Raw genomic sequence first — 21,138 nt, 5'->3', positions numbered from 1 at the left:
GTGCACGACGATTCCGATGGAGTGGCCGGTGCCGGACGAACTGTGCGCCTCCTGTGCCGGGGCCGTGTGCACGGTCCTGGCGCCGACCAGTCCCGACGATCATGGTTGTTAGCCTTTCGGGATGACTGTGACCTTTGACGATGCCGTCCGCGCCCGGTTGCTGGCCCCCAACATCTGGTATGTGGGGACCGTGTTCGCCGATGGAGCACCGCAGGTCAGCCCGATGTGGGTGGACCTGGAAGGAGACGGGGAGCTGACGTTCAACACCTCGGTGGGCCGGGTGAAGGAGGAGAACCTGCGCGGCGACCCCCGCGTCTATCTCTCCCACGCGGACGCCGCCGATCCCTTCGACCGCGTGCAGATCAGTGGTGTGGTGTCCCGCTTCATCGAAGGCGAGGAAGCACATACCCGGATGGACAGCCTGGCCCGCAAGTATCTGGGCAGCGAACGCTTCGAGTGGACCATGCCGGGAGAGCAGCGCGTCGCGGTGGTCGTGCGCCCGGTCAAGGTACGGCACATCGTCGGGGTGGAGCGGTTCCGGCCCGGTGGCCCTGTCCCCGCTCCCTGAGCAGCGCGGAGCTCTCCTTCTCTCCCGACGGACTCCCACAGCCTGTGGAGCTCCGGGACCGGTTGCGACGTGATGACCGGCGCGGCTGACCGGACGGCGGCTGCGGGCCGTCCGCCCGGTCGGCAGCGTCGATCCAGGCGATCGATGATCGCTGTCGACCGTGTGCCGGAACGAGGCCCAGCTTTTGTCACCCGCCCCGCGCGCCCGGCCTCAGGACGATGGATACCACCGGACCTCGTCGAGGCCCGGTTCGCCCTACCGGGCCCGGGCGGCTCGCCCCGGCGCTACCGTGGTGGGAACGACGCCAGATGACAGCCAGGAGCCCCGGATGAGCCAGCAGCCGGCCACCTCGCCCGACCGCCAGCCGCTCGACGAGCCCGCCGCCGAGTCGGTTCGCGCGTACGCGGCCGCCGAGCGGGCCAAGGCAGACCTTCTTGCCACGGTGCTGGAGGACATCGCCGCGAACGGCTACCCGGCCCCGGAGACGGGGGTCCCGTGGGAGGCGGCCCGTGACGCGCACCTCGCCCGCCTGGCGGACGAGCAGCCACGTGTCGCCTGAGCACGGGCCGCGCCGCTCGCGCGTGGTCACGGTGGAGCCCGCGCTCACTCAGTTGTCCAAGCTGACCGCTTCCGAGACGCACCGCCTGGACCGTGCGATCGTCGCGATCAGCGTCAGTCCCCAGTTGGGCACACCGGTGCCCGGCACCCTGCTGCGGGACTACTCCGACGAGATCGACGGCGTCCGGATCATCTACTACGTGACCGCCATGCAGACGATCACGATCGTGGCGTACGTGGAGGCATAGCTTCCACGTGGCTCCGCAGAGCTCTGCACGGCTCCAGGTGCTTCTGCGCGGCGGAGACGCTGTCCGCCCTGGCCCGTCGTCGCCGGCGACAACAGGTGTGGGCGGTGGTTCCGTACCCTGGGGGCATGCGTATGCGCCCCACCCTGAGCTGGACCCCCGATGAGGACCTCCCGCCGGGCACCACGGATCTGGAGCCTCTCGCGGATGCGCTGGGCTCCGGTGGCGTCCTGGTGCTCAGCGGTGCGGGCATCTCCACCGAGTCGGGCATCCCCGACTACCGGGGCGAGGGCGGGAGCCTGAGCCGGCACACCCCGATGACCTACCAGGACTTCACCGCGGACGCCCAGGCCAGGCGTCGGTACTGGGCGCGCAGCCACTTGGGCTGGCGCACGTTCGGCCGGGCGCGCCCCAATGCCGGGCACCGGGCCGTCGCCGCGTTCGGGCGCCACGGCCTGCTCTCCGGCGTGATCACCCAGAACGTGGACGGCCTGCACCAGGGCGCCGGCAGTGACGGCGTCGTGGAGCTCCACGGAAGCCTGGACCGGGTCGTCTGCCTTTCGTGCGGAACGTCCAGCCCACGCCGCGAGCTCGCACGGCGGCTCGAGGAGGCCAATGCGGGCTTCGCTCCGGTGGCCGCCGCCATGAACCCGGACGGTGACGCCGATCTCACCGATGACCAGGTCGGGGACTTCACCGTGGTGCCCTGCACGGTCTGCGGCGGCATCCTCAAACCGGACGTGGTCTTCTTCGGCGAAGCCGTGCCCCCGTCACGAGTCGAGCTCTGCCGGAGTCTGGTCCGCGAGGCTGCCTCACTGCTGGTCCTGGGATCGTCGCTCACCGTGATGTCCGGGCTCAGGTTCGTCCGCCAGGCGGAGAAGGCCGGAACGCCGGTTCTCATCGTCAACCGGGACCCGACCCGGGGTGACCGCCATGCCCTCACCCGCGTCGCGCTCCCTCTGGGAACGGCACTCACCACCGTGGCCGCACGGCTGGGCGTCCCCGTCGGTGACGGGACGGCAGGGCCCCGGTGAGAGGCGGCACGCCTCCGGAGTCCCTCCCGGCGGGGGATCGGTCCGGCCGTCCGGCACCGGCGCGAGCCCGAACCGACGGGACACGTTCCGGCGCGGCGCGGGTCGATGCGGTTAGGGACGGAGCTCCACGGTGATGTGCGGGGACAGCGCGCGGAGGAAGTCGGGGGCGTCGAAGATCTCTCCTGCGGAGACGACGCCCACGGCCTTCGACCGTCCGGTGAGGACGCGGTCGACCGCTTCCACCACGAGTGGCGCGGTGACGGCGTAGATGTCCTGCCCGCGGGCCACCGCGCGCCGTTCGTCGTCGCCCGAGCGTACGACGACGTCGACGAGGAAGGTCTGGGAGGACCGCCCCTGGTCGTCCACCGCGGCCGGCGTCGGTGTGTCCGGCGCGGCGATGTCCTGGGCGGCCTCGACCGTCATGTAGGTGCGGACCTCGGGGACGGACAGATGGCTGGGTACGGTCACGACGTCGGCCATCGTGAACTCCCCGATGACCGCCCGCGCGCCCATCGGATCGGGGAAGGCCCACTCCAGGGTCGGCGGGGCGTCTTCGCGGTGTTGCAGCCGCCCGCCGGTGAAGACGATGCGCCGGCCGCCTCGCCGCTGCCGGGACACCGCGCCCGCCGAGCGGGTCCCGGCCGTGGGGTGCCAGCTGTTCAGCCCGTACGCGATGTGCGCCTCGTCGGCCTCCGTCCAGTCGCCCATCGCGGCGGTGGTCAGCAGGTCGCCGAAGCCGCCGAAGAACGCCATGGCGGGGACGATCACCGCTCCCGCGTCCCGCGCCCGTCCGGCGAAGTGCGCGAAGGTGTCGACGTTGGCCTCGATCTCGGCCGCCACGTCCAGATACGGGATCCCGGCCCGCAGGGCCGCCTCGATCACGGGGCCGGCCGTCGTGGCGAAGGGGCCGGCGCAGTTGATCACGGCAGCCGCACCGGCCAGCGCGCGGTCGAGGGCGGAAGGGTCGTCGACCGACGCGGAGCGGGCCTCCCACCCGGTCTCGTAGGTCAGTGACTTCAGCTTCTCGGCGTCGCGGCCCGTGAGGACCGGGAGGAACCCACGCTCCGCCAGCTCCGCCACCACGAACCGCCCGGTGTGCCCGTATGCGCCGAACACCGCCACCGTCTGGCCCGATCTCATGAACTTCCCCCTGTACGCGAATGATCCGCTGTGGTCTGTCAGGAACAGACTGGCAAAGCCTGCATCCCTTCACCACTGTCCGGAACGCCATGCCCCGTACAATTTCCGACATGACCACTGTCGGGCTGGCCGTCACCGACGGCATGCTGCACTTCGAACTCGCCCTCGCCTGCGAGGTCTTCGGAGGCAATCCTCCGAACGGCGTGACAGGCCCGTGGTATCGGCTCTCACTCTGCGGGCCGGGCCCGGTGCGCGTCGGCCGCTTCTCCATGGAACCCGACCACGGACTCGACCACCTCTCGCGCGTCGACACCGTGATCGTCCCCGGCTGGGCGGAGATCGGCCAGGATCCGCCGGCCGAGCTGGTGGACGCGGTGCGCACGGCCCACGAGGCGGGCGCACGGGTGGCCTCCCTCTGCACGGGCGCCTTCGTGCTCGCCGCCGCCGGCCTTCTGGACGGCCACCGGGCGACCACGCACTGGGCACACACCCAGGAGCTGACCGAGCGTCACCCCCGGGTGCGGGTGGACCCCGACGTCCTCTACGTGGACAACGGCAGCGTGCTCACATCGGCCGGAAAGGCCGCCGCCATGGACCTGTGCCTGCATCTCGTCCGTCTCGATCACGGTTCGTCGATCGCCAACACGCTGGCCCGCCGCCTGGTCGTGCCACCTCACCGGGACGGAGGCCAGGCCCAGTTCGTCACCACCCCGGTCCCCGCCCCGGGCAGTCACCCGCTCGCCGGGCTCTTCCCGTGGGTGCTCCAGCGGCTTGACCAGCCGCTCACCGTCGAGGACCTGGCGCGCGAGGCGCGGATGAGTTCGCGTCACCTGGGCCGCCACTTCAGGTCGGTGACCGGCACCACCCCACTGCAGTGGCTGCACACCCAACGGATCCGTCACGCCCAGGAGTTGTTGGAGACCACCGACGACACGGTGGACACCATCGCGTCGGCCACCGGCATGGGCACCGCGACGACCCTGCGCCGGCACTTCCACCGGACGGTCGGTGTGCCGCCCGACGCCTACCGCCGTACGTTCCGCTCACGGTCCTTGCCGGGCCCGGAGGGCGGCGACGGGTACGAAACGCTGATGCCTTGAGCCGGGAGGCGCAGGGCTGCGGCGGCCGAGCACCCGCCTGAAGGGCGGGTGCTCCGGAGCGCGCCGGGGCGGATGTCCCGCCCCCGCCTCGGTGTCGGTCAGGGGGCGAGGGTGCGGCGGAGTGCCGCGAGTCCGTCGCTGTAGATGGTGTGGAAGAGAGCGATCGCCTCGTCGTCGGCGATCCCGTCGGGCGTGAAGGTGCCGCTCCAGTCGACGCGGGACCAGGCGGCGTCCGGGTCCCGATGCACGGCGATGGTGGAGAGGTAGCCGGTGACCGGGAACGGCGCCCGCAGTATGGAGTAGCTGTAGGTGCGGGCCTTGTCGTCGAAGGTCTCGAGGCGCTCCACGATCACACCGCCTTCGTCATTGGTGAGGCTGCGGACGCGGCCCCCTTCGCCGAGCTGGCTCGTGGGGATGTACGGCAGCCAGTCGGGCAGGGCGTCGAACCCGCCGATGAGCTGCCAGACGCGGTCGGGCGGTACGGGAAGACGGATGGATGCGGTGGTGGTGGCCATGGGGGGTCTCCTTGCGTGTGGGCGGAAGTCAGCGGGATTCGGGACGGGACGTCAGCGGGTGCCCGGTACGGGGGCGTCGGCGGCGATCAGCTGCTCGTCGCGCAGCGCCGTCCAGAAGTCCTCCGGGATCCGTTCGCCGAGTGCGGCGACGTCCTCCGCGATGCGGCTGGGCCTGGTGGCGCCGGGTATGACGGCCGCGGTGGCACGGTGAGCCAGGGAGAACTGCAGTGCGGCGGCCTTGATGCCGACGCCGTGCTGTTCGGCGAGGGTCTTGATCCGCTCCACCCTGTCGATGATCTCGGCGGGCGCGTCCTGGTACTCGAAGTGGCGTCCGCCGGCCAGGATCCCCGAGCTGTAGGGTCCGCCGACGACGATGTCGACGTTCTGCTCAGCGGCGGCGGGCAGCAGGCGCTGGAGGGCCCGGCTGTGGTCGAGGAGGGTGTAGCGGCCCGCGAGGAGGAAGGCGTCGGGTGTGGGCTCGTCGAGGCCGAGGGTGAGCTCGAGCGGCTCCACCCTGTTCACGCCCAGGCCCCACGCCTTGATCACGCCTTCGTCCCGGAGCTTCTCCAGGGTGCGGAAGGCGCCGGTACGGGCGGTCTCGTACTGGGCGAGCCACTCGTCGCCGTAGAAGTCCTGCGCGACGTCGTGGACCCAGACGATGTCGAGGCGGTCGGTCTTCAACCGGTCGAGGCTGTCCTGGATGGAGCGCATCGTCGCGTCGGCCGTGTAGTCGTTGACCATCTTGTTGGGACGCCCGTGTTCGAAGAGGCCGCCCTTCTCACCGAGGTCACGGGTGGCAGGGTCTTCGGCTTCGTCCTGGATGACACGGCCGACCTTGGTGCTGAGGACGTACGCGTCACGCGGGTGAGCGGCGAGGACCTCGCCCAGACGGATCTCCGCGAGCCCGGCACCGTAGAAGGGTGCGGTGTCGAAGTAGCGGATGCCGTGGTCCCAGGCCGCCTCGACGGTGGCAGCCGCTTCCTCGTCAGGGATGGCGCGGAACATGTTGCCCAGGGGCGCTGTGCCGAAGCCGAGCGGTCCCGGCAGGAGGGGGGTGATGGCCATGAGGGGGTTCTCCTTGCGAGAGGGAGGGGGACGTGCGAGACGTCGTTTTCGTGAGGATGACGACGTCTGTCCGGTGGACTTCTTCGAGGTTAGGATCAACACTTGAGACTGTCCAAGACTCGCTTGGACTGAGTTGAGTCCCCCGAGGTCTTACATGCTTGACCTGCGACAACTGCGCTACTTCATCGCCGTGGCCGAGACGGAACACGTCGGCCGGGCCGCCGAGGAACTGCACATCTCCCAGTCCCCCCTCAGCCGGCAGATCGCCCAGCTGGAGAAGAACCTGGGCCTCACCCTTTTCGAGCGCACCCAGCAGCGCATCCGCCTGACCGCCGACGGGCGGGTCTTCCTCACCGAGGCGCGGGCGCTGCTGCGGCACGCCGACCGGCTGGAGAACCTCGGCCGCCGCCTGGGGCGCGGAGAGGAAGGGGGGCTGTGCATCGGGTACGTCACCGACGCCATGCACACCGGCGTCCTTCCGGCGGCGCTGCGCACCCTGCAGGAGGATCGGCCCGGTATCCATGTGGCGCTCTACAGCCTGGCCCCGGAGGAGCAGTTCGTCGGCCTGCGGCAGCGGAGCCTCGACATCGCCCTCGTCCAGCGGCCTCCCGCCGAGGACGATCCGGATCTGCTGGCGGCCCCCCTGCTGGAGGACCCGCTGCTCCTCGCCCTGCCGGCCGGCCACGAGCTCGCGGGCCGTGACGTCATCACGGCGCAGGATCTGGACGGCCGGCCATGGATCGCTGTCGACAGTTCCCACGAGCCGGCCACCCGGGACGCGTTCATCGCCGCGTGTGTGGCATCGGGCTTCACACCGGACATCCGGCTCGACGCACCGGAACCCCTCACGGCACTGGGACTGGTCGCCTCGGGCCTGGGACTCGCACTCGTCCAGAGGAGCATGGTCCGCGGAACCACCGAAGGCGTCGAGATCCGGGAACTGCCCTGGCACCAGGCATCGGTACACCTGTGGGCCGCCTGGCACCGCACCGATCTGCGGCCCGTGGTCGCCTCGTTCCGCGAAACGGTCCTCAGCCACCGCACCTCGTGACCGCGGGCGGTTGAACACACCGCGGAACGCCGCCCTGGCCCGTCAACTCCGGCCGGGGCCGCAGGCGCGTGCCCACACGTGTGCGGCGCCGACGTGGTCGACACCGTACGCGGGCAGCGCCGTGGGGTCGGAGCCGGGTTTCAGCAGGCGCGCGACCTGTGCGGGACGTAGGCGGTGACGGTCCACCGCCCTCCGTCCCCGCGCTCCAACTCCGCCGTGGCCCTGTGGCGCGGCGGCTGGTCTCCGGGGAGGGGAAGGGGCCAGCCCGTGGTGGTGTCCAGCGGCTGCCACTTCGACAGGTCCACGCAGTCCTGCACCGTCGCGCGCGAGGGCTTCGCCCCGGCATCGAGCACGCTCACCTCTGGCTCGTGGCCGACCTCGCCGCGCATCACCATGCCGTCCTTCTTCAACTGGGCCAGCTCTTCCTCGAACACCCTCAGGATGCCGGGCGCCACGTACCGCTCCAGATCGGTATCCTCCGCCGACGCCATCTGCAACGCCTTCATCCGCTCCGACCACATGGCCCCGTACACCTCCCGCACCGCCCCGGCCGGGTCCTCCGGCGACTCGGACACGGGCGGTGGAGCGGAGGGCACCACCGCGGCCGCGTCGGCCGGCGCCTTCCCGTCCGCCGTGTCCCGGCCGCAGCCGGTCACGGCACAACAGAGAAGAACCGCTCCGCACAGCGCCACCGCACCCACTCCAGGCCGCACCTGTCGATCCGACACCTCAGGCTCCACGTCACTCGCAGTCCGACACCGGTCAACAAGCCAACGAGCCCCGGACCACGACGTCACCGGACATCACCCGTCTCCCCCGGATCCGTCTGCGGGAGTGTGTCTCCGGCCTCCGTGAGCAGCGCGGCGAGATCCGGCCTGTGACGTGCGGCCGCACCGCACCACGAGGATCAGTAAGGTCACCGTCATGCATGGCGCGCGGGTGGTGCTGATCGGGGGAACGTCGAATGTCGGCAAGTCGACGGTGGCCCGAGCGGTTGCGGACAGGCTCGGATTCACCTGCCTGTCGACGGACGGCTTGGCCCGTCATCCAGGACGGCCCTGGCGAACGCCCGAGTGGGAGGTACCGGCGCATGTCGCCGAGCACTACGGGTCGCTCACGGTCGACGAGCTGATCACGTCCGTCCTCGGCCACTACGAGCGACTCTGGCCGCGCGTGGAGGAACTGATCACCTCTTCCGCGCGCGCGGACGTCGAGGGGCCTGGCCTCGTCCTGGAGGGATCCGCGCTCTGGCCGGCCAGGGTCGCGGAACTGACCGCCCCGCACACCGCGGCCGTCTGGCTCGTGGCGGACGATGATCTCCTTCGGACCCGGATGTACGCAGCCGCCCGCTACGAACAGGCGACAGACCATGAGCGTCACCTGACGGACACGTTCCTGGCCCGTTCCGAGCGCTACCAGGCGTTGATGCTGGATGCCCTCGCCGAGCGGGGCCTGGATCGCGTGGACGTGGGCGGCGGTCGGCCCGTCGCGGAATTGGCCGACGCGGTGCTCGCGGCCGTGGAGTCTCAGCGTTCGGTGGGACGGTCGTCCGCCGGTGCGTGATCAGCTCGCGTCCGCAGCTGCTGCACCAGAGTGAAGGCCGTCATCCGGCCGTGCGCCTCCGATGTCGAGAACGACCCGCCGGCCACGTCCCCGGGGCAGGAGCGCCACAGACATGGCGCTCGAAGGCTCGACGGAGGAGCGATCACCATGCACACGGACCAGATCACGGAGATCCTGAAGCGACCGGTCAGCCAGGAGCTGCTGGGCCGCGACATCACCCGTCTGGCCTACGTCGCCGAGGACGACACTCCACGCAGCATCCCGATCGCGTTCACCTGGAACGGCTCGGAGATCGTCCTGTGCACCACGAAGAACGCCCCGAAACTACCCGCCCTGCGCAAGAACCCGGTGGTAGCCCTGACCATCGACACCGAGGTCCACCCGCCGAGGATCCTGCTCCTCCGCGGACGGGCCGAACTGGACGTCGTCGACGGCATCCCGGACGAATATCTCCAGATGAACGGCAGTTACGAGATGCCCCCTGAGCAGCGCATCGAGTGGGAGGCAGAGGTCTCCTCGCTCTACGACGGCATGGTCCGGATCGTCATCACCCCGATCTGGGCGAAACTCATCGACTTCGAAACCTCGCTGCCCACCGCGATCGAGGAGCTGATCCGACAACGGGCCGAACGTCAGAACGCTTGAGGTGACATGCAATCGGAATGCCTCTGCCCACCCCGAGGGGGGCTGTCCCCTCCTGACGTTCATCCGGCAAGGGGCCTCGGTGATATTTTGACCGGAATCGTGGGAGGGGCGGGCGAATCCGTGGACAGTGACCTGCGGCGTGCGGTCGTCGTGACGCTTGGAGAACTCGGGCGAAGCGATGACTGGCGTGACCGGGCGGATGCGGGGCACAGCCTGGCAGGGTTCGCCGAGATGCCGGAGGCCGTAGAGCTGCTGCAGGGCCTTCTGCTCGACCGTGGTGACACCTTCGTCACCCGGCGGACCGCAGAGAGCTTGCTTCGGCGAAAGGACAGGGTCGGACTGACGGCAGTCGCGTCCGCACTGGCGGTCGCCGACGACAACCACGCCGACTACATCCACACCGCGATCGTCGATGCCTTCGGCATCTTCTCGGGCGATCTGGACGAGGCGCTACGGATCTGCGACGAGATGTCGGGCGAGGTCGACGATCGTGTTGCCCGGGGGGCCCGTCGGCTGCACGAGAGCCTGGCAGAGATCGATCCCGTTCTCCGCCCGGCATAGCGACGGTCCGATCCCCGCCACCTTCCACAACGCCCGCTCCTGACCGGCAGGAACGGCCGCAACCGCTCCCCTCGGCATCACTGAGATCGCCCCGCCGCATGGCCACAGGTCGTTGAGAGTGCGGGAAGGTGCCTCGTTCTGCGAGGAAATGGACAGGCATGGGTGCTACCTGTTGCAGTACAACGATCTGTATGAGCTGGGTGGCGAACGTGATGCTGTCGGTGGACGTTGCCGACAACGCGAAGGTACAGGTGTTGAGCGAGTGGCTGCGAAAGGATGCCCCTCGTCGCACTCAACCGCAGGCCCATGGGGTCGGCTTCTTGAAGCTGCTGACCAGTCCTGAGACGAACGAATGGGGAGGCTGGAAGCACCCTGAGTGCGAAGTATGGGCGGGTGCCTTGAACCATGCCGACCTCGACGTCCTCAGACAGCGAGTGTTTGGGACGGCCTGGCGCGAACCGAACCTGGTGCAGCTCCTGGTGATGGATCAGGAGGAAGGGTTCTTCCGCATGTGGATGATCCGGGACAACGAACTACGGCAGTATGCACCGCTTCAGCCGAATGAGGATGACGACGGTTTCTACCTGGACTGACCGGCTGGGCGCCCGTGCCTCACGCCGACTTTCTCGCCGTATCTCTTGGGCCGCAGCTCTCTTACTCGACGATCAAGGAGCCGTCCGGCCGATCATGTGACCGACTGCTCATCGGGTCGCCGTTGTGGGTGTGGGTGCAAGTGGGCGTGGTGAGTTGTCGGATGCCGAGTGGGAACGGCTGCGGCCGTTGCTGCCGGTGAGTAATGGTCGGTGCGGGCGTTGGCGCGACCATCGGCCCGTGATCGACGGGATCCTGCACCGGGTACGGACCGATGTGCACTGGCGAGATCTCTCGGAGCGGTACGGTCCCTGGAAACCGCCCACGAGGGCCACCGGCAGTGGTCGTCGGCCGACGGTACTTGGGAGCGTCTTCTGCAGCAGGTCCAGGCCGAGGCTCACTCAGCCGGCGAAATCGACTGGGGCATCTCGGTGGATTCCACCAGCGTGGGCGCGCATCAGCACGCGGCTGGCGCGCGAATCGCTGCACCACCCACCCTGACGCAGTCCAAGGGGCCAGGGTCATCGACCCATTCCCTGCCAGGGCCCGACATCCCTCCGCCTGCCATTTCCCTTCACTCCCACGTCATCGACCGGACAGCTCCAGATGGCTATGACCCTGCCTCGCGCGTCATCACATAAGTGTTGCCGCTGTCGGGATCGCCGTAGAAGAAGAACAGCTTCAACTCGTCGCGCTGATCGCGGTCCACATACAAGGACCATGCGTATGTCGACGGCGGTTCAGGAGTGGAGGTGTCAGTGGCCGTCGAGGGGGAACGGCTCTCCACACGGGTCCGGGCTGTGACCGCGAGTCGGACGACCTGTCCGCCGTCGTCTTCGGTCAGTCGCCAGGTTCCCTTGCCGGAGAGGCGCCAGCCGTCATCGAAGTCGAAGTCCTGCCCGTCGAGCTTTTCGAAAAGAGCCGTCCCGTCTTCGCGAAGCACCACGCGGGTCTCCTCGACGTTTTCCCATCCCCCGACGACTTCGGCCGCCGTGGCGTCATGGATGCCTGTCCCCTCGTAGTACTGATAGGGGTTGGCACACGCCGTCAGAGTAGGCAGAACCACCATCAAGCCACCGAGAGTCGCCCTCCACGCACGCACCCTGCTTCCGCCCTTCACCAGGGCCTCCCACCCTCGGCCCGCATCGGCCAACTGATTGGAGCGACCATGGGAGATACCCTGCCAGACCTGTTAAACGCGTTCGACTCTCGGCCTGGAGAGGAGACGCATACCGCCCCGGGCTCGTCCGTCCAGAGCTGACGGCGAAGAACCCATGCCCGAGGCCGATGACTGGGTTACGAGCCGCCGCGATACCTGACCTCCGAACGCATGCGGCCGGCCGTCGCGAAGCTGAGCCAGCTGACCTACGACGATCTGATACACGGCGTCGATCGCGCCGAACTCGCCGCTGCTGAGATCTGTCCTCAGGTCTGGGACTCACCGGCATCGCTGGAATGGGGCCGCGACCTGTTCCCCTCTCTGGCGGAGTTCTTCCAAGCCGCCGGCTCCGCGGATCACACCATGGTGAACTGGCTCGACTGACGTCGCCCGCGTACGGGATGTTGAACGACAAGCTCAAAGAGCGTTCTGTTCCGGCGGAGGTGCCCGTCCTCCAGGGCCGGCCCCCCGCAGACGCAACAGCCGCCCGGGGCCGGCCCTGAGGCCGGGGTCACTTCCGCCAGAACACGTGGTGTGTCACGCCGCTCGGGCTGGGCACGACGTCCAGGTGGAAGCGGTCGAGCAGCTCATCGGGCCTCTCCCAGAGTCGTACGCCGGATCCCAGTTCCACCGGCGAGACCACCACGTGCATCGCGTCGACGAGGTCGGCGTCGAGGAACTGCCGGACGGTGGTCACCCCGCCGCCCAGACGGACATCCTTGCCCTGCGCCGCCTCCCGCGCCTGCGCCAGGACGGTGGCCGGGTCTCCGTCGACGAAGTGGAACGTGGTGTCGGAGAGCGTGAACGACGGGCGCCCATGGTGGGTCATGACGAACACCGGGGTGTGGAACGGCGGCTCCTCACCCCACCAGCCGCGCCATTCGTCGTCCTTCCAGGGCCCGCGTTGCGGTCCGAACTTGTTCCGGCCCATGATCTCGGCACCGATGTTGCGTGCGTAGTCCCGCGTGAAGTAGTCGTCGAGGCCCCGGCTTCCTCCGGGATCCGTACGCATGGGCCAGCTCGCCGTGGCACCGGCCCAGGCGAACAGCCTCTCGGGGTCCACGTGGCCGAACGGCCGCTCGAAGCTCTGGTCCTCGCCGGCACCGATGCCGTCACTCGAGACGTTCAGATTCTGGACTCTCAGCAGCTGAGTCACACGTTCCTCCTGTGCTGTCGACAACAGAGGTGAGACTGTCCGGGCCCGGGAAACTCATCGCCGTTCCCGTGCCCGACCCGCAAGGGCCACGGCCCCGGACACGGTCATCATGTGACGCCGCCCGCACCCCCGGCGGGAGCGACAGCCGGAGTCACCGGGACGGTCACGACTCCACAGGGACGGTCCACCCCTCCACGAAACGGTGCCGGGTCCCGTCATCGGCCGGCAGGAACGTCTCCAGGTGCAGCCCTTCCAGGGCCGCGTCGGTGGCCGTGCTGAGCGTGGCTGAGGTGCTGAAGAATCGCAACGGGTACCCGTCGACGTCGATTTCGAGGGTGACCACCGGTCCCGTGAGGGCGGTGGCGGCACCGGCGCCGCCCAGGTACCCGGCGATCTCCGCGGCGAGCTCGCTGTGGCGCCGGTCATGGGTCCGCTCGGCGCGGTGGCGCACCTGCTGCAGCAGATGGGTGCCCCACTCCTCCCGGTTACGGATCCGGTCGGCCAGCCCGTCCGGGTGCAGGCAGACCCGGACCACGTTGACCGGTGGTTCCAGCAACTCCGGCGCACACCCGGTCAGCAGTCGGTCAACGGCGGCGTTGGCGTCGACGATGTCCCAGTGGTCGTCCAACAGCAGTGCGGGGTAGGGCAGGTGGGCGTCGAGAAGGCGGCGCAGGCCGTCCATCACCACGGAGATCGACGCGTCGTCCCATCCGTGGTCCTGGTAGCGCGGTGCATAGCCTGCTGCCAGCAGGAGCTGGTTGCGTTCCCGCAGAGGCACGTCCAGGTTGTCGGAGAGGTGGATGATCATCTCCGGTGTGGGGTGTGCCCTGCCCGTCTCCACTCGGCTGAGATGGCGGGTGGAGACCGTCGACCGGTTGGACAGCTCCTGTTGGCTGAACCGACGCCGTTCACGCCAGGTCCTCAACAGCTCTCCGACCGGCGGGACTTCGAGTACAACGCTCATGCACATGAGGCTAGGGGCATCGTGTCCGGGTGACCATGACCTGGGAGGTCATGGATGGGCGGCCGGTCACGGACCAGGATTCTCGGCACCAACCGGTCGAGACGAGCGAGGGAAGTCAATGATCGACAAGGGCATCGTTCAGCAGTACCTGGCCACCTGGAACGCCACCGGCGCCGAGCGGGCGGCGTTGATCTCCGAGCACTGGTCACCCGAGGTGACCTACACCGACCCGATGGCCGAGGTCTCCGGCCACGACGGGATCGCCGCGGTCGTCGACGGCGTCCACGCGCAGTTTCCGGGGTTCGTGTTCACGCAGGTCGGCGACGTGGACGCCCACCACCGCCAGGTGCGCTTCCGCTGGGGCCTGGGTGCGGAGGGAGCCGAGCCGCTGGTGATCGGATTCGACGTCCTGGTGACGGACGACTCGGGCCGCATCCGGGATGTGCGCGGCTTCCTGGACCAACTGCCCACGTGACGGCCCGCCGACGGTGGTTGCCGCCGTCGTCACGGCGCGCGCCGACGCAGCCTCGTCGATCTGCGGGAGCAGGCCGGCGGGGCCGGTGCGTTCGTCGACGCGACGGGGATACGTCACGGCGGGGAGGCGAAGGGCGGGATGGGTCCCGGGCGGGCCCGGGAATCCTCCGAGGGCTGCGTTCCGCACGCGCCCGGCCGGCCGCCGCGTGCCCGGCGTCAACCTGGCGCCTGTCGAGCGTGCATCCTTTCGCGGTCGCGGTCGCCGTCGTCCCGGCGCTCCGGACACGTCACCCGATCCGAGGACGGTCCCCGTAGGCCCGGGTCCTCGACGATCACCACGACTCGGACGCTCCCACGGAGAAGCACGCTTCCGGGCAGGATCCTGCCGCCTCCACCCCTACCCTGATGTGCGAGTCACTGGAGAGCTGTCGGGGGCACGGGCGGTGACCGGCCACGGACCCCGGCATGGCGGGAAGGGGAACCGGATGACCACCTGGATGCCGCGTGAGGAGTGGGTCAAGACACTCCCTCAGGCGATCGCCGCTTCATGTGTCGTCCTGCTGGACGGCGAAGGGCGCGTCCTGCTCCTGCGGTACGGCCCCGGCGGGCCCGTAGCCGGGACGTGGTGGCTTCCGGGCGGAATGCTCGATCCGGGGGAGGATCCGCTCGCCGCCGCGCGGCGGGAGGTATGGGAGGAAACGGGATTCACCCTGGACGGTCCTCTCGCCTTCCTCGGCACGGACTACCGGCTGGACGTCGAAGGCACCGGCCCCGTGATCGACTTCTTCTTCGGGGCCCGAGCCCTCGCCTCACACGCGGACGTCAGACTGAGTCCTGAACACGACCGCTTCGCCTGGATGCACCTGGACGAACTGGAGGCGGCGATGTTCACCGCTGATCCGGCCATTCTCACCACCCTGTGCCGCATGGCATCGAGCGGCGACAGCGCTGTCTACCTCAATGAGGGAAAACAGGCCTGACCGCCGGTACGATACGAGGTCGGCCGCCTCAGGCGTCTTCCGGGCGGGTTCAGGAAGGGCCACCGAGCGCGCTGGCGAGGAAGTGCGCCTCGTTGCGCCCGAGTCGGGTCGCGATCACCGCTTCACCGCCCGTGATCGACTCGACGACCCCGACCGAGACCAGCAGGCGGTCGTCACCCTGGACGATCGCCAACGAGTCCGTGGGCGAAGCCCGGCCCGCCACGTCACCTGTCAGCTCGGCGAACGCCTCGGCGTCCTTGTCGCCGAACACGACCCTCACCGACCATCCGCCCTGGCCTCCCTGCTCACGGTCCTCAAAGGCCGTGACCTCCTCGAACCTGTTCACCGTCATGCCGGGCGCGGTGGAGACGACGACGCACCGCTTGCGGTCGTCGGAGGTGAAACCCCGGCCGGAGGGGACTGCGGGCCGGGGGCTCACCGGATCGATGTCGGACGCCTTGCCGTCAGGGCATATCCCGGGCTGCTCCTCGGACACTTCGAGGATGCGCACCGGCTGGTCGGGGGCGCCCGCCCGGGCCGCGTCACCTCCCTCCCAGGGCCTGAGCACGAACACCACGACGCTCGCGCCGACCACGACCGCTCCCGCCGCGAGGGTCCACCACCGCCGGCCCGGACGCGGCAACCTGGTCCGCGGTTCGGCCAGGTGCGCGGTCGGGTGCACCCCGAAGGCTCGTGTCGGTTCGTCCGGCCCCGCCCGGCGGCGGGCGGACACACTTTCGCCGGTGTCGTCGACGTCACGGATCGCGACGCGCAGGGCATCGGTGCGCTCGGCCCGGTGACGCTCGATGGAGGCGGTCCAGCGGGTGTCCAGTACGGTCCCGTCGGCATGGCCCGCCTGCCTGCCTCCGAGGTGGTCCGCACAGAGGGCCACGACCTCGCCCGGCGCGGGCCGCCTCCGCGGATCCCGTTCGAGGCACGGGAGAACAAGGGCGTCCAGCGTCGGCGGCAGCCCCGAGACGTCGGTCTCTCCGTTGGCCGCCCTCACCAGGAGCTCCAAGGCGGAGAGTTCTTCCAGGTCCGCATAGGGAGGACGACCGGTCGCCAGGTAGAAGAGGGTCGCTCCGAGGGAGAACACGTCGGAGGCTTCCGTCGTCGGCTCCCCCCGGGCCTGTTCGGGTGCGGCATAGGCGACGGTGCCGAGCGCCGACTGGGTCCGGGTCAGGTCGTGCGCCTGCGAGATGCCGAAGTCGATCAGGCGCGGTCCTTCGACGGGCAGCAGAACGTTCGAGGGTTTGACGTCCCGGTGCACGAGGCCTGCGGTGTGGAGCGAGGCCAGCGCCTCCGCCATTCCGGCGGCCACCCAGTGCAGCGCGTCAGCTCCCAGCGGGCCGCAGCTCTCCACCAGGTCCTTCAACGAGGGCGCGGGCACGTACTCCTGCGCCATCCACGGCACCCGCGCCGCGGGGTCCGCGTCGACGACGCTCGCCGTGTAGACGCCGCGTACCCGCTTCGCGCACTCGATCTCACGGGCGAACCGTCTTCGGTCGTCCGCGCTGTCCGTGATCAGTGTCTTCAGCGCGACCGTGCGTCCCGCGGGCGAACGCGCCAGGTACACCCGGCCCATCCCTCCGCTCGCCAGCTCGGTCAGAACCGTGAAGCGTCCGATCCGCTGCCCCGGACGTATCGCCCCTGCTCCGCCCCACTCCATGCCCTGCCCCTTGTCCCATGACGACGCGGGAGGCGCCCCCCGGCGGCCGCTCCCCGTGCACCGCACTGCATCGTCGCGCACCGGACGGTGGGCCCGCATGCAGTTGCCCGAGCCGGGACGACCTTGTCACGGGAGGCCGTCTCCACCCCGCGTCAGGCAGCCGGATCATCGCGGCCCCTCCGGAATGCGCGGCGCCGTCGCTCCCCCCACCGGCACCCGACCTGCCACCACGGCGGACCATGGACACGAAAGCCCGGGCGGGCAGGCACGGGCACACAAGGACGGTGCGCAGGGCGGCCGTTAGGGTGCGACCATGGACGCCGCCGTACTCGACCGCCGGACCCGCATGCACGACGAGTGCATACCGCCGGACCTCGTCGACCGTCTCCTCGGCCTCGGTCATGTCGGCGTGGTGCGCGCCGAGGCCCTGGCGGAGGACGGTGACTGGTTCTGCGCCCGCGCCTGGGCACGCCTGCTGGCCGGCCGGGGCGAGTTGGAGGAGGCTTTCGACGTGCTGGCCCCGTACGTGGGGACGGGCTGGTGGACAGCGGCCGCAGAGGCAGCCCGTCTGCTGGACGCGGGGGGCCGCGGCGAGGAGGCCATCTCCCTCGTCCGCCCCTTCACACGGGGCGGGGAGCCGCCCGCGCTGCACGACCTGGCCCTGCTCCTGGCCCGGAACGGGCGCGGCGAGGAGGCCTACGCACTGCTTCTGCCGCACGTCGCGGACTGGTCCCTCGCCGAGACCCTGGTGGAGGTGGGTGTCGGGCTGGGCCGGGGCGAGGAGGTCGCGGCGTTGCTGACGGCCCGGATTGCCCCGGGGTGCCTGTGCCCGCGATGCGGCAGCCCGGAGTGCGGCAGGCCGTACCCCGAGCCGTTCAACGCGGTGAACCTGCTGGCATCCGTCCGTGAGGCGCAGGGCCGGCCCGACGAGGCGCTCGAGGTGCTGCGCACCTACGGCTCCACGCCCGTCAACAGCCGTGACCCGCTGGCCGAACTGCTGGAACGGCAGGGCCGGATCGACGAGCTGCGCGCTTACGCGGCGGTCGAGGGACAGCAGGTGGCCGCCGGCCACTTGGCGGAACTGCTGGAGGCCCGCGGCGACGTGTCGGGCGCGGTCGAGGTGTACCGGCTGGAGGCGGAGCACGACCGCTGTCACGCGTCGACAGAGCTGGCCCAGTTGCTCGCCCGGCACGGGCGGGGCGCCGAGGCCGTCGAGGTGGTGCGCGGGCTGGACAGCGCCGAGGACTGGGTCGTCGACCTGCTGTGCAGGCTGTTCGCCGCAGAGGGCCGCGCTGAGGAGGGCCTCGCTCACCTGGACGCTCTCAAGGCCCGGCGAGGCAAGGAGGAGTGGGAGCTGTTCCGGCTGCGGGGCCCGCTCCTGGCCGCCTGCGGACGGCTGGACGAGGCGGTGGAGGAGGCCAGGGCACACCCCGAGGGCGGCAGTCCGTTTGCGGTGGCGAGCTTGGCCGGCCTGTTGGCTGACGCCGGGCGCCCGGAGGAGGGTGTCGCCCTCCTCGACGTGGACCGCCCGGACCACCGACGCATTCTGGGTCCGCTGCTGGTGAGGCTGGGCCGGGTCGAGGAGGCCGTGGCGCTGCTGCGGACGCCGCGCCCCACCGCGCCGAGGCCGACGCCTGCCAGCTACAGCGACTGTCCGCCCTTCTAGGGACGACACCGCAGGCGCCCTGCCACCTGACCACTGCAGCCGGGCCGAACTGCTCGGCCGTACGCGCCCTCTCGACGAAGGTGTTCAACGGCGGGCTGCACCTGCCTGTGGATACATGACACGGCAGAACCGGAGCAGTCTGACGACCGCCCTCTTCGCCGAGGCCGGGGTGATGCGGACATCCGCGCCGCGAGCAGGGTTCCGGGCCCGGCCGAGTCGGCCTCCAACGCCGGGCGGACGGCGACTTCACGGGGTGCGCCGAGTGGAGGGAAGCATGTCGGGGGTGCCACCGCCCACCGCGTCACAGCACCCGGGCGTACACTCGGCTCGGCGCGGATGGGGGCGGACGAGATGACGGCCGAAGCAGTGCGGAGGTGGGGGTCGACCCTCGATTCTGTGGTGGTGTACGGACAGGGGGCGCTCTGCCGTCGCCTGGCACGGGGCTGCGTGCCACCGGACGGTGAGGTGCGGGTGACGGGGCTTCCCCGGTCTCTCGACCCGGGGTCGCTGAGGGCCCGCGTGCTGGGCACCGCAGGAGTGCGCGTCAGCGAGGCCCGGGTGGAGGTCGATGCCGAGCCGCTCGGCGGTACCGAGCCCGAGGGGCTGCGGCACGAGGTCGAGCGGCTGACCGAGGAGCTCGCAGCGGCGCGTTGTCGCCAGGACCACCTGGTTCGCCTGATCGGCGAGGTCGGCACTCTGCGTCCGGTGCCGCCGGCCCGCAGGCGCGACGATCCTCACCGGCGTACCCCGGTCGACGCGTGGCTGGAGCTCGCCGGCTTCGTGGACGAGCGGCTGGCAGGGCTGCACACCCGTCTCGCCGAGGTGGAGGAGGTGCTGAGGCTGACGGAGCACGCACTCGACATCGCCGTGGACGCGTTCGCCCGCGCCTCCACCGACGCGCCCGCGGCGCACGTGGCGACCACGGTCTCGGCTCTCCTGACCGTCGACACCTCAGGTTCCGGGGCGCCGGATGCCGACGCGGAGGTCGGGATCGAGCTGGAATACGGGGTGCCGGGGGCCGTCTGGGTTCCCGCCTACCGTCTCGGTTTCCGTCACGGGGACAGCAGCGGCCGGCTGGTGCTGCGTGCCTCGGTCGCCCAGCGCACCGGCGAGGACTGGACCGGCGTGTCCGTCGGACTGGCCACGGCCGACCTGCGGCGCGGGACCGAACTCCCGAAGCTCCGGTCGATGCGCATCGGACGCCGTCAGCCGGCCCCCGCCCCGTCCGGCTGGCGTGAGCCGCCAGCGGGTCTCGCGGGACTGTTCAGGGGATACGACGCGGCGGGCCCCCGCCCTGCCACCTCGAACGCCGTGCCCGTGGCCGGGGCGGCCCTGCCCGTGGCCGCAGCGTCCCGGCCGACTCCACCGCCACCCCCCGCACCTCAGGGTTACGGCGGGCCGCCCGGCCCACCCCCGGCGCCGGGTGGGTCCGCCCCCGAGTCCTTCACCGGCGCGCCCGCGCCGCAGGCCCGTGCCCGTACGGGTGGCGGGCGAAGGCCTGCTGACGGACCGTTCGCAGCTGCCCCCGCCCCGATGGCGCCCGCTCCCCCCGGCGCAGCAGCACCGCCACCGGCCTCAGCGGCACCGCCGTCCGGCCCGCCACGGCCGAGCGGCGCCGAGCTCGACTACGCGGACCTCGTCCTGTGCGGCCCCGAGGATCAGGGCGGTCGCCGGGGCAGGCTGTTCCCCGGCTCCTCCTCCGACGCGGTGGCCACCGAGTACCGTCGCCGCGCCGAGTCGATGGCCGCGCTGCCGCTGCCGGGGCACGCCGTTCGGCCCCGGGAGTCGGCCGGCTCCTTCGATCACCGCTTCGACACCGCAGCCCGCGTCGACATCCCGTCGGACGGCACCTGGCACACCGTCACCGTCGGTGAGATCGCGGTCGGCACGCACACCGAGTACCTCTGCGCACCCTCGGTGGAGCAGACCGTGTACGCGACGTCGGTGCTCTCCAACACCACCGATCAGGCTCTGCTCGCCGGCCCGGTGGAAGTCACCGTCGACGGCGACTTCCTGCTGACCGCGGCGCTCCCCACGCTCGCCCCCGGGGCGGTCCGGCGGGTCGGGCTCGGACCGGCCGAGGGTGTCCGGGTCACTCGCCGGACGAATCAGCGCGAGTCCACATCGGGTCTCCGCAACAACGTCACCGTGCTGGAGCACCAGGTCCACATCGAGCTGGCCAACCACCTCACCGGGCCCGTCACGGTCGAAGTCCGTGAGCGGGTGCCCGTCAGTTCCGAGACGGATGTCCGGATCGAGGAACGGGCCGGCTGGACCACGCCGGAGGACGGTCAGGGACTCGATCACCATGCCCCCGGCACGCGTGTCCGGCGGGTCGATCTGCCCGCGGGCGGCACCGCCGTGCTCGACGGTGGCTACGAGATCCGCTTGCCGGCCGGCAAGGCCCTCGTCGGCGGCAACCGCAGGAGCTGAG

At 70.5% G+C, this 21,138-nt stretch carries 23 protein-coding genes and 1 pseudogene; 16 read left to right on the top strand and 8 right to left on the bottom strand.

The window, feature by feature from the left end; all coding sequences use genetic code 11:
- The first annotated feature begins 121 nt into the window (after positions 1 to 121).
- The 4 genes from OG488_RS37655 (at position 122) to OG488_RS37640 (ending at position 2,405) form a co-directional block, all read left to right on the top strand.
- Positions 122 to 568 (top strand): TIGR03618 family F420-dependent PPOX class oxidoreductase, encoded by a 447-nt coding sequence (locus OG488_RS37655; RefSeq protein ID WP_329237920.1) that lies wholly within the window; start codon positions 122 to 124, stop codon positions 566 to 568.
- A 328-nt stretch (positions 569 to 896) separates the two neighbouring features.
- A complete protein-coding gene (locus tag OG488_RS37650; protein WP_329237917.1) occupies positions 897 to 1,127 on the top strand; it encodes a hypothetical protein in 231 nt (76 codons plus the stop codon).
- Positions 1,117 to 1,374, top strand: a complete 258-nt coding sequence (locus tag OG488_RS37645; RefSeq protein WP_329237914.1) for a hypothetical protein — start codon at positions 1,117 to 1,119, stop codon at positions 1,372 to 1,374. Before OG488_RS37650 ends, OG488_RS37645 begins: the two co-directional genes overlap by 11 nt.
- A 125-nt stretch (positions 1,375 to 1,499) precedes the next feature.
- Positions 1,500 to 2,405, top strand: a complete 906-nt coding sequence (locus OG488_RS37640; RefSeq protein ID WP_329237910.1) for an NAD-dependent protein deacetylase — start codon at positions 1,500 to 1,502, stop codon at positions 2,403 to 2,405.
- Positions 2,406 to 2,516: 111 nt separating this feature from the next.
- Here OG488_RS37640 and OG488_RS37635 read toward each other — a convergent pair whose 3' ends face one another.
- Positions 2,517 to 3,545 (bottom strand): saccharopine dehydrogenase family protein, encoded by a 1,029-nt coding sequence (locus OG488_RS37635; protein WP_329237908.1) that lies wholly within the window; start codon positions 3,543 to 3,545, stop codon positions 2,517 to 2,519.
- A gap of 110 nt (positions 3,546 to 3,655) precedes the next feature.
- On the opposite strand from OG488_RS37635, the gene OG488_RS37630 reads away from it, so the two are divergent.
- Positions 3,656 to 4,645, top strand: coding sequence for a GlxA family transcriptional regulator (locus OG488_RS37630; protein WP_329237905.1), 990 nt, complete (start codon positions 3,656 to 3,658; stop codon positions 4,643 to 4,645).
- Between the two features lie 98 nt (positions 4,646 to 4,743).
- On the opposite strand, the gene OG488_RS37625 is transcribed toward OG488_RS37630, so the two are convergent.
- Together OG488_RS37625 and OG488_RS37620 are read right to left on the bottom strand one after the other, a co-directional pair.
- Positions 4,744 to 5,160 carry an SRPBCC family protein gene (locus OG488_RS37625; RefSeq protein ID WP_329237902.1) on the bottom strand — a complete coding sequence of 139 codons (417 nt, stop codon included), beginning with the start codon at positions 5,158 to 5,160 and terminating at the stop codon, positions 4,744 to 4,746.
- A gap of 51 nt (positions 5,161 to 5,211) precedes the next feature.
- Positions 5,212 to 6,225: an aldo/keto reductase gene (locus OG488_RS37620; protein WP_329237899.1), complete on the bottom strand. Its 1,014-nt coding sequence runs from the start codon at positions 6,223 to 6,225 to the stop codon at positions 5,212 to 5,214.
- 154 nt (positions 6,226 to 6,379) lie between these two features.
- Here OG488_RS37620 and OG488_RS37615 point away from each other — a divergent pair, with 154 nt between their 5' ends.
- Entirely contained in the window at positions 6,380 to 7,276 is an 897-nt protein-coding gene (locus OG488_RS37615; RefSeq protein ID WP_329237896.1) for a LysR substrate-binding domain-containing protein, read from the top strand.
- Between the two features lie 140 nt (positions 7,277 to 7,416).
- Here OG488_RS37615 and OG488_RS37610 read toward each other — a convergent pair whose 3' ends face one another.
- Positions 7,417 to 8,004 (bottom strand): hypothetical protein, encoded by a 588-nt coding sequence (locus OG488_RS37610; protein ID WP_329237893.1) that lies wholly within the window; start codon positions 8,002 to 8,004, stop codon positions 7,417 to 7,419.
- A gap of 196 nt (positions 8,005 to 8,200) precedes the next feature.
- Here OG488_RS37610 and OG488_RS37605 point away from each other — a divergent pair, with 196 nt between their 5' ends.
- The 5 genes and pseudogenes from OG488_RS37605 to OG488_RS37585 all read left to right on the top strand — a co-directional run.
- The gene (locus OG488_RS37605) at positions 8,201 to 8,839 is read left to right on the top strand and encodes a hypothetical protein (RefSeq protein ID WP_329237891.1); all 639 of its coding nucleotides are present in this window, start codon (positions 8,201 to 8,203) and stop codon (positions 8,837 to 8,839) included.
- Positions 8,840 to 8,986: 147 nt separating this feature from the next.
- Positions 8,987 to 9,484: a pyridoxamine 5'-phosphate oxidase family protein gene (locus OG488_RS37600; RefSeq protein WP_329237888.1), complete on the top strand. Its 498-nt coding sequence runs from the start codon at positions 8,987 to 8,989 to the stop codon at positions 9,482 to 9,484.
- Positions 9,485 to 9,604: 120 nt separating this feature from the next.
- Positions 9,605 to 10,045, top strand: a complete 441-nt coding sequence (locus OG488_RS37595; RefSeq protein WP_329237885.1) for a hypothetical protein — start codon at positions 9,605 to 9,607, stop codon at positions 10,043 to 10,045.
- A gap of 191 nt (positions 10,046 to 10,236) precedes the next feature.
- A complete protein-coding gene (locus tag OG488_RS37590) occupies positions 10,237 to 10,638 on the top strand; it encodes a squamosa promoter-binding protein 15 (protein ID WP_329237883.1) in 402 nt (133 codons plus the stop codon).
- A gap of 130 nt (positions 10,639 to 10,768) precedes the next feature.
- Positions 10,769 to 11,115 (top strand): annotated as a pseudogene (locus tag OG488_RS37585) (transposase); the annotation flags it as partial.
- A 131-nt stretch (positions 11,116 to 11,246) separates the two neighbouring features.
- Here the strand turns inward: OG488_RS37585 and OG488_RS37580 are convergent.
- A complete protein-coding gene (locus OG488_RS37580) occupies positions 11,247 to 11,705 on the bottom strand; it encodes a hypothetical protein (RefSeq protein ID WP_329239300.1) in 459 nt (152 codons plus the stop codon).
- Between the two features lie 222 nt (positions 11,706 to 11,927).
- Between OG488_RS37580 and OG488_RS37575 the strand changes: the two genes are divergently transcribed.
- Entirely contained in the window at positions 11,928 to 12,179 is a 252-nt protein-coding gene (locus tag OG488_RS37575) for a DUF1877 family protein (RefSeq protein WP_329239297.1), read from the top strand.
- 127 nt (positions 12,180 to 12,306) lie between these two features.
- Here OG488_RS37575 and OG488_RS37570 read toward each other — a convergent pair whose 3' ends face one another.
- Both OG488_RS37570 and OG488_RS37565 read right to left on the bottom strand, forming a co-directional pair.
- The gene (locus OG488_RS37570; RefSeq protein WP_329237880.1) at positions 12,307 to 12,951 is read right to left on the bottom strand and encodes a dihydrofolate reductase family protein; all 645 of its coding nucleotides are present in this window, start codon (positions 12,949 to 12,951) and stop codon (positions 12,307 to 12,309) included.
- 163 nt (positions 12,952 to 13,114) lie between these two features.
- Positions 13,115 to 13,915 (bottom strand): helix-turn-helix domain-containing protein, encoded by an 801-nt coding sequence (locus OG488_RS37565; RefSeq protein WP_329237877.1) that lies wholly within the window; start codon positions 13,913 to 13,915, stop codon positions 13,115 to 13,117.
- Positions 13,916 to 14,033: 118 nt separating this feature from the next.
- On the opposite strand from OG488_RS37565, the gene OG488_RS37560 reads away from it, so the two are divergent.
- Together OG488_RS37560 and OG488_RS37555 are read left to right on the top strand one after the other, a co-directional pair.
- Complete coding sequence (locus OG488_RS37560) at positions 14,034 to 14,390, top strand: nuclear transport factor 2 family protein (protein WP_329237874.1); 357 nt, start codon at positions 14,034 to 14,036, stop codon at positions 14,388 to 14,390.
- A 484-nt stretch (positions 14,391 to 14,874) separates the two neighbouring features.
- Positions 14,875 to 15,369: an NUDIX hydrolase gene (locus OG488_RS37555; RefSeq protein WP_329237871.1), complete on the top strand. Its 495-nt coding sequence runs from the start codon at positions 14,875 to 14,877 to the stop codon at positions 15,367 to 15,369.
- A 49-nt stretch (positions 15,370 to 15,418) separates the two neighbouring features.
- Here the strand turns inward: OG488_RS37555 and OG488_RS37550 are convergent, their stop codons facing one another.
- Positions 15,419 to 17,038, bottom strand: coding sequence for a protein kinase domain-containing protein (locus OG488_RS37550; protein ID WP_329237868.1), 1,620 nt, complete (start codon positions 17,036 to 17,038; stop codon positions 15,419 to 15,421).
- A gap of 313 nt (positions 17,039 to 17,351) precedes the next feature.
- Here OG488_RS37550 and OG488_RS37545 point away from each other — a divergent pair, with 313 nt between their 5' ends.
- Positions 17,352 to 18,704, top strand: coding sequence for a tetratricopeptide repeat protein (locus OG488_RS37545; protein ID WP_329237865.1), 1,353 nt, complete (start codon positions 17,352 to 17,354; stop codon positions 18,702 to 18,704).
- 351 nt (positions 18,705 to 19,055) lie between these two features.
- Positions 19,056 to 21,137: a DUF4139 domain-containing protein gene (locus OG488_RS37540; protein ID WP_329237860.1), complete on the top strand. Its 2,082-nt coding sequence runs from the start codon at positions 19,056 to 19,058 to the stop codon at positions 21,135 to 21,137.
- Position 21,138 lies beyond the last annotated feature (1 nt).

This window comes from Streptomyces sp. NBC_01460, assembly GCF_036227405.1.
Taxonomy (GTDB): Bacteria; Actinomycetota; Actinomycetes; order Streptomycetales; family Streptomycetaceae; genus Streptomyces.
The sequence above is the reverse complement of the archived record's forward strand: the minus strand, read 5'-3'. Positions and strand labels throughout refer to the sequence as shown.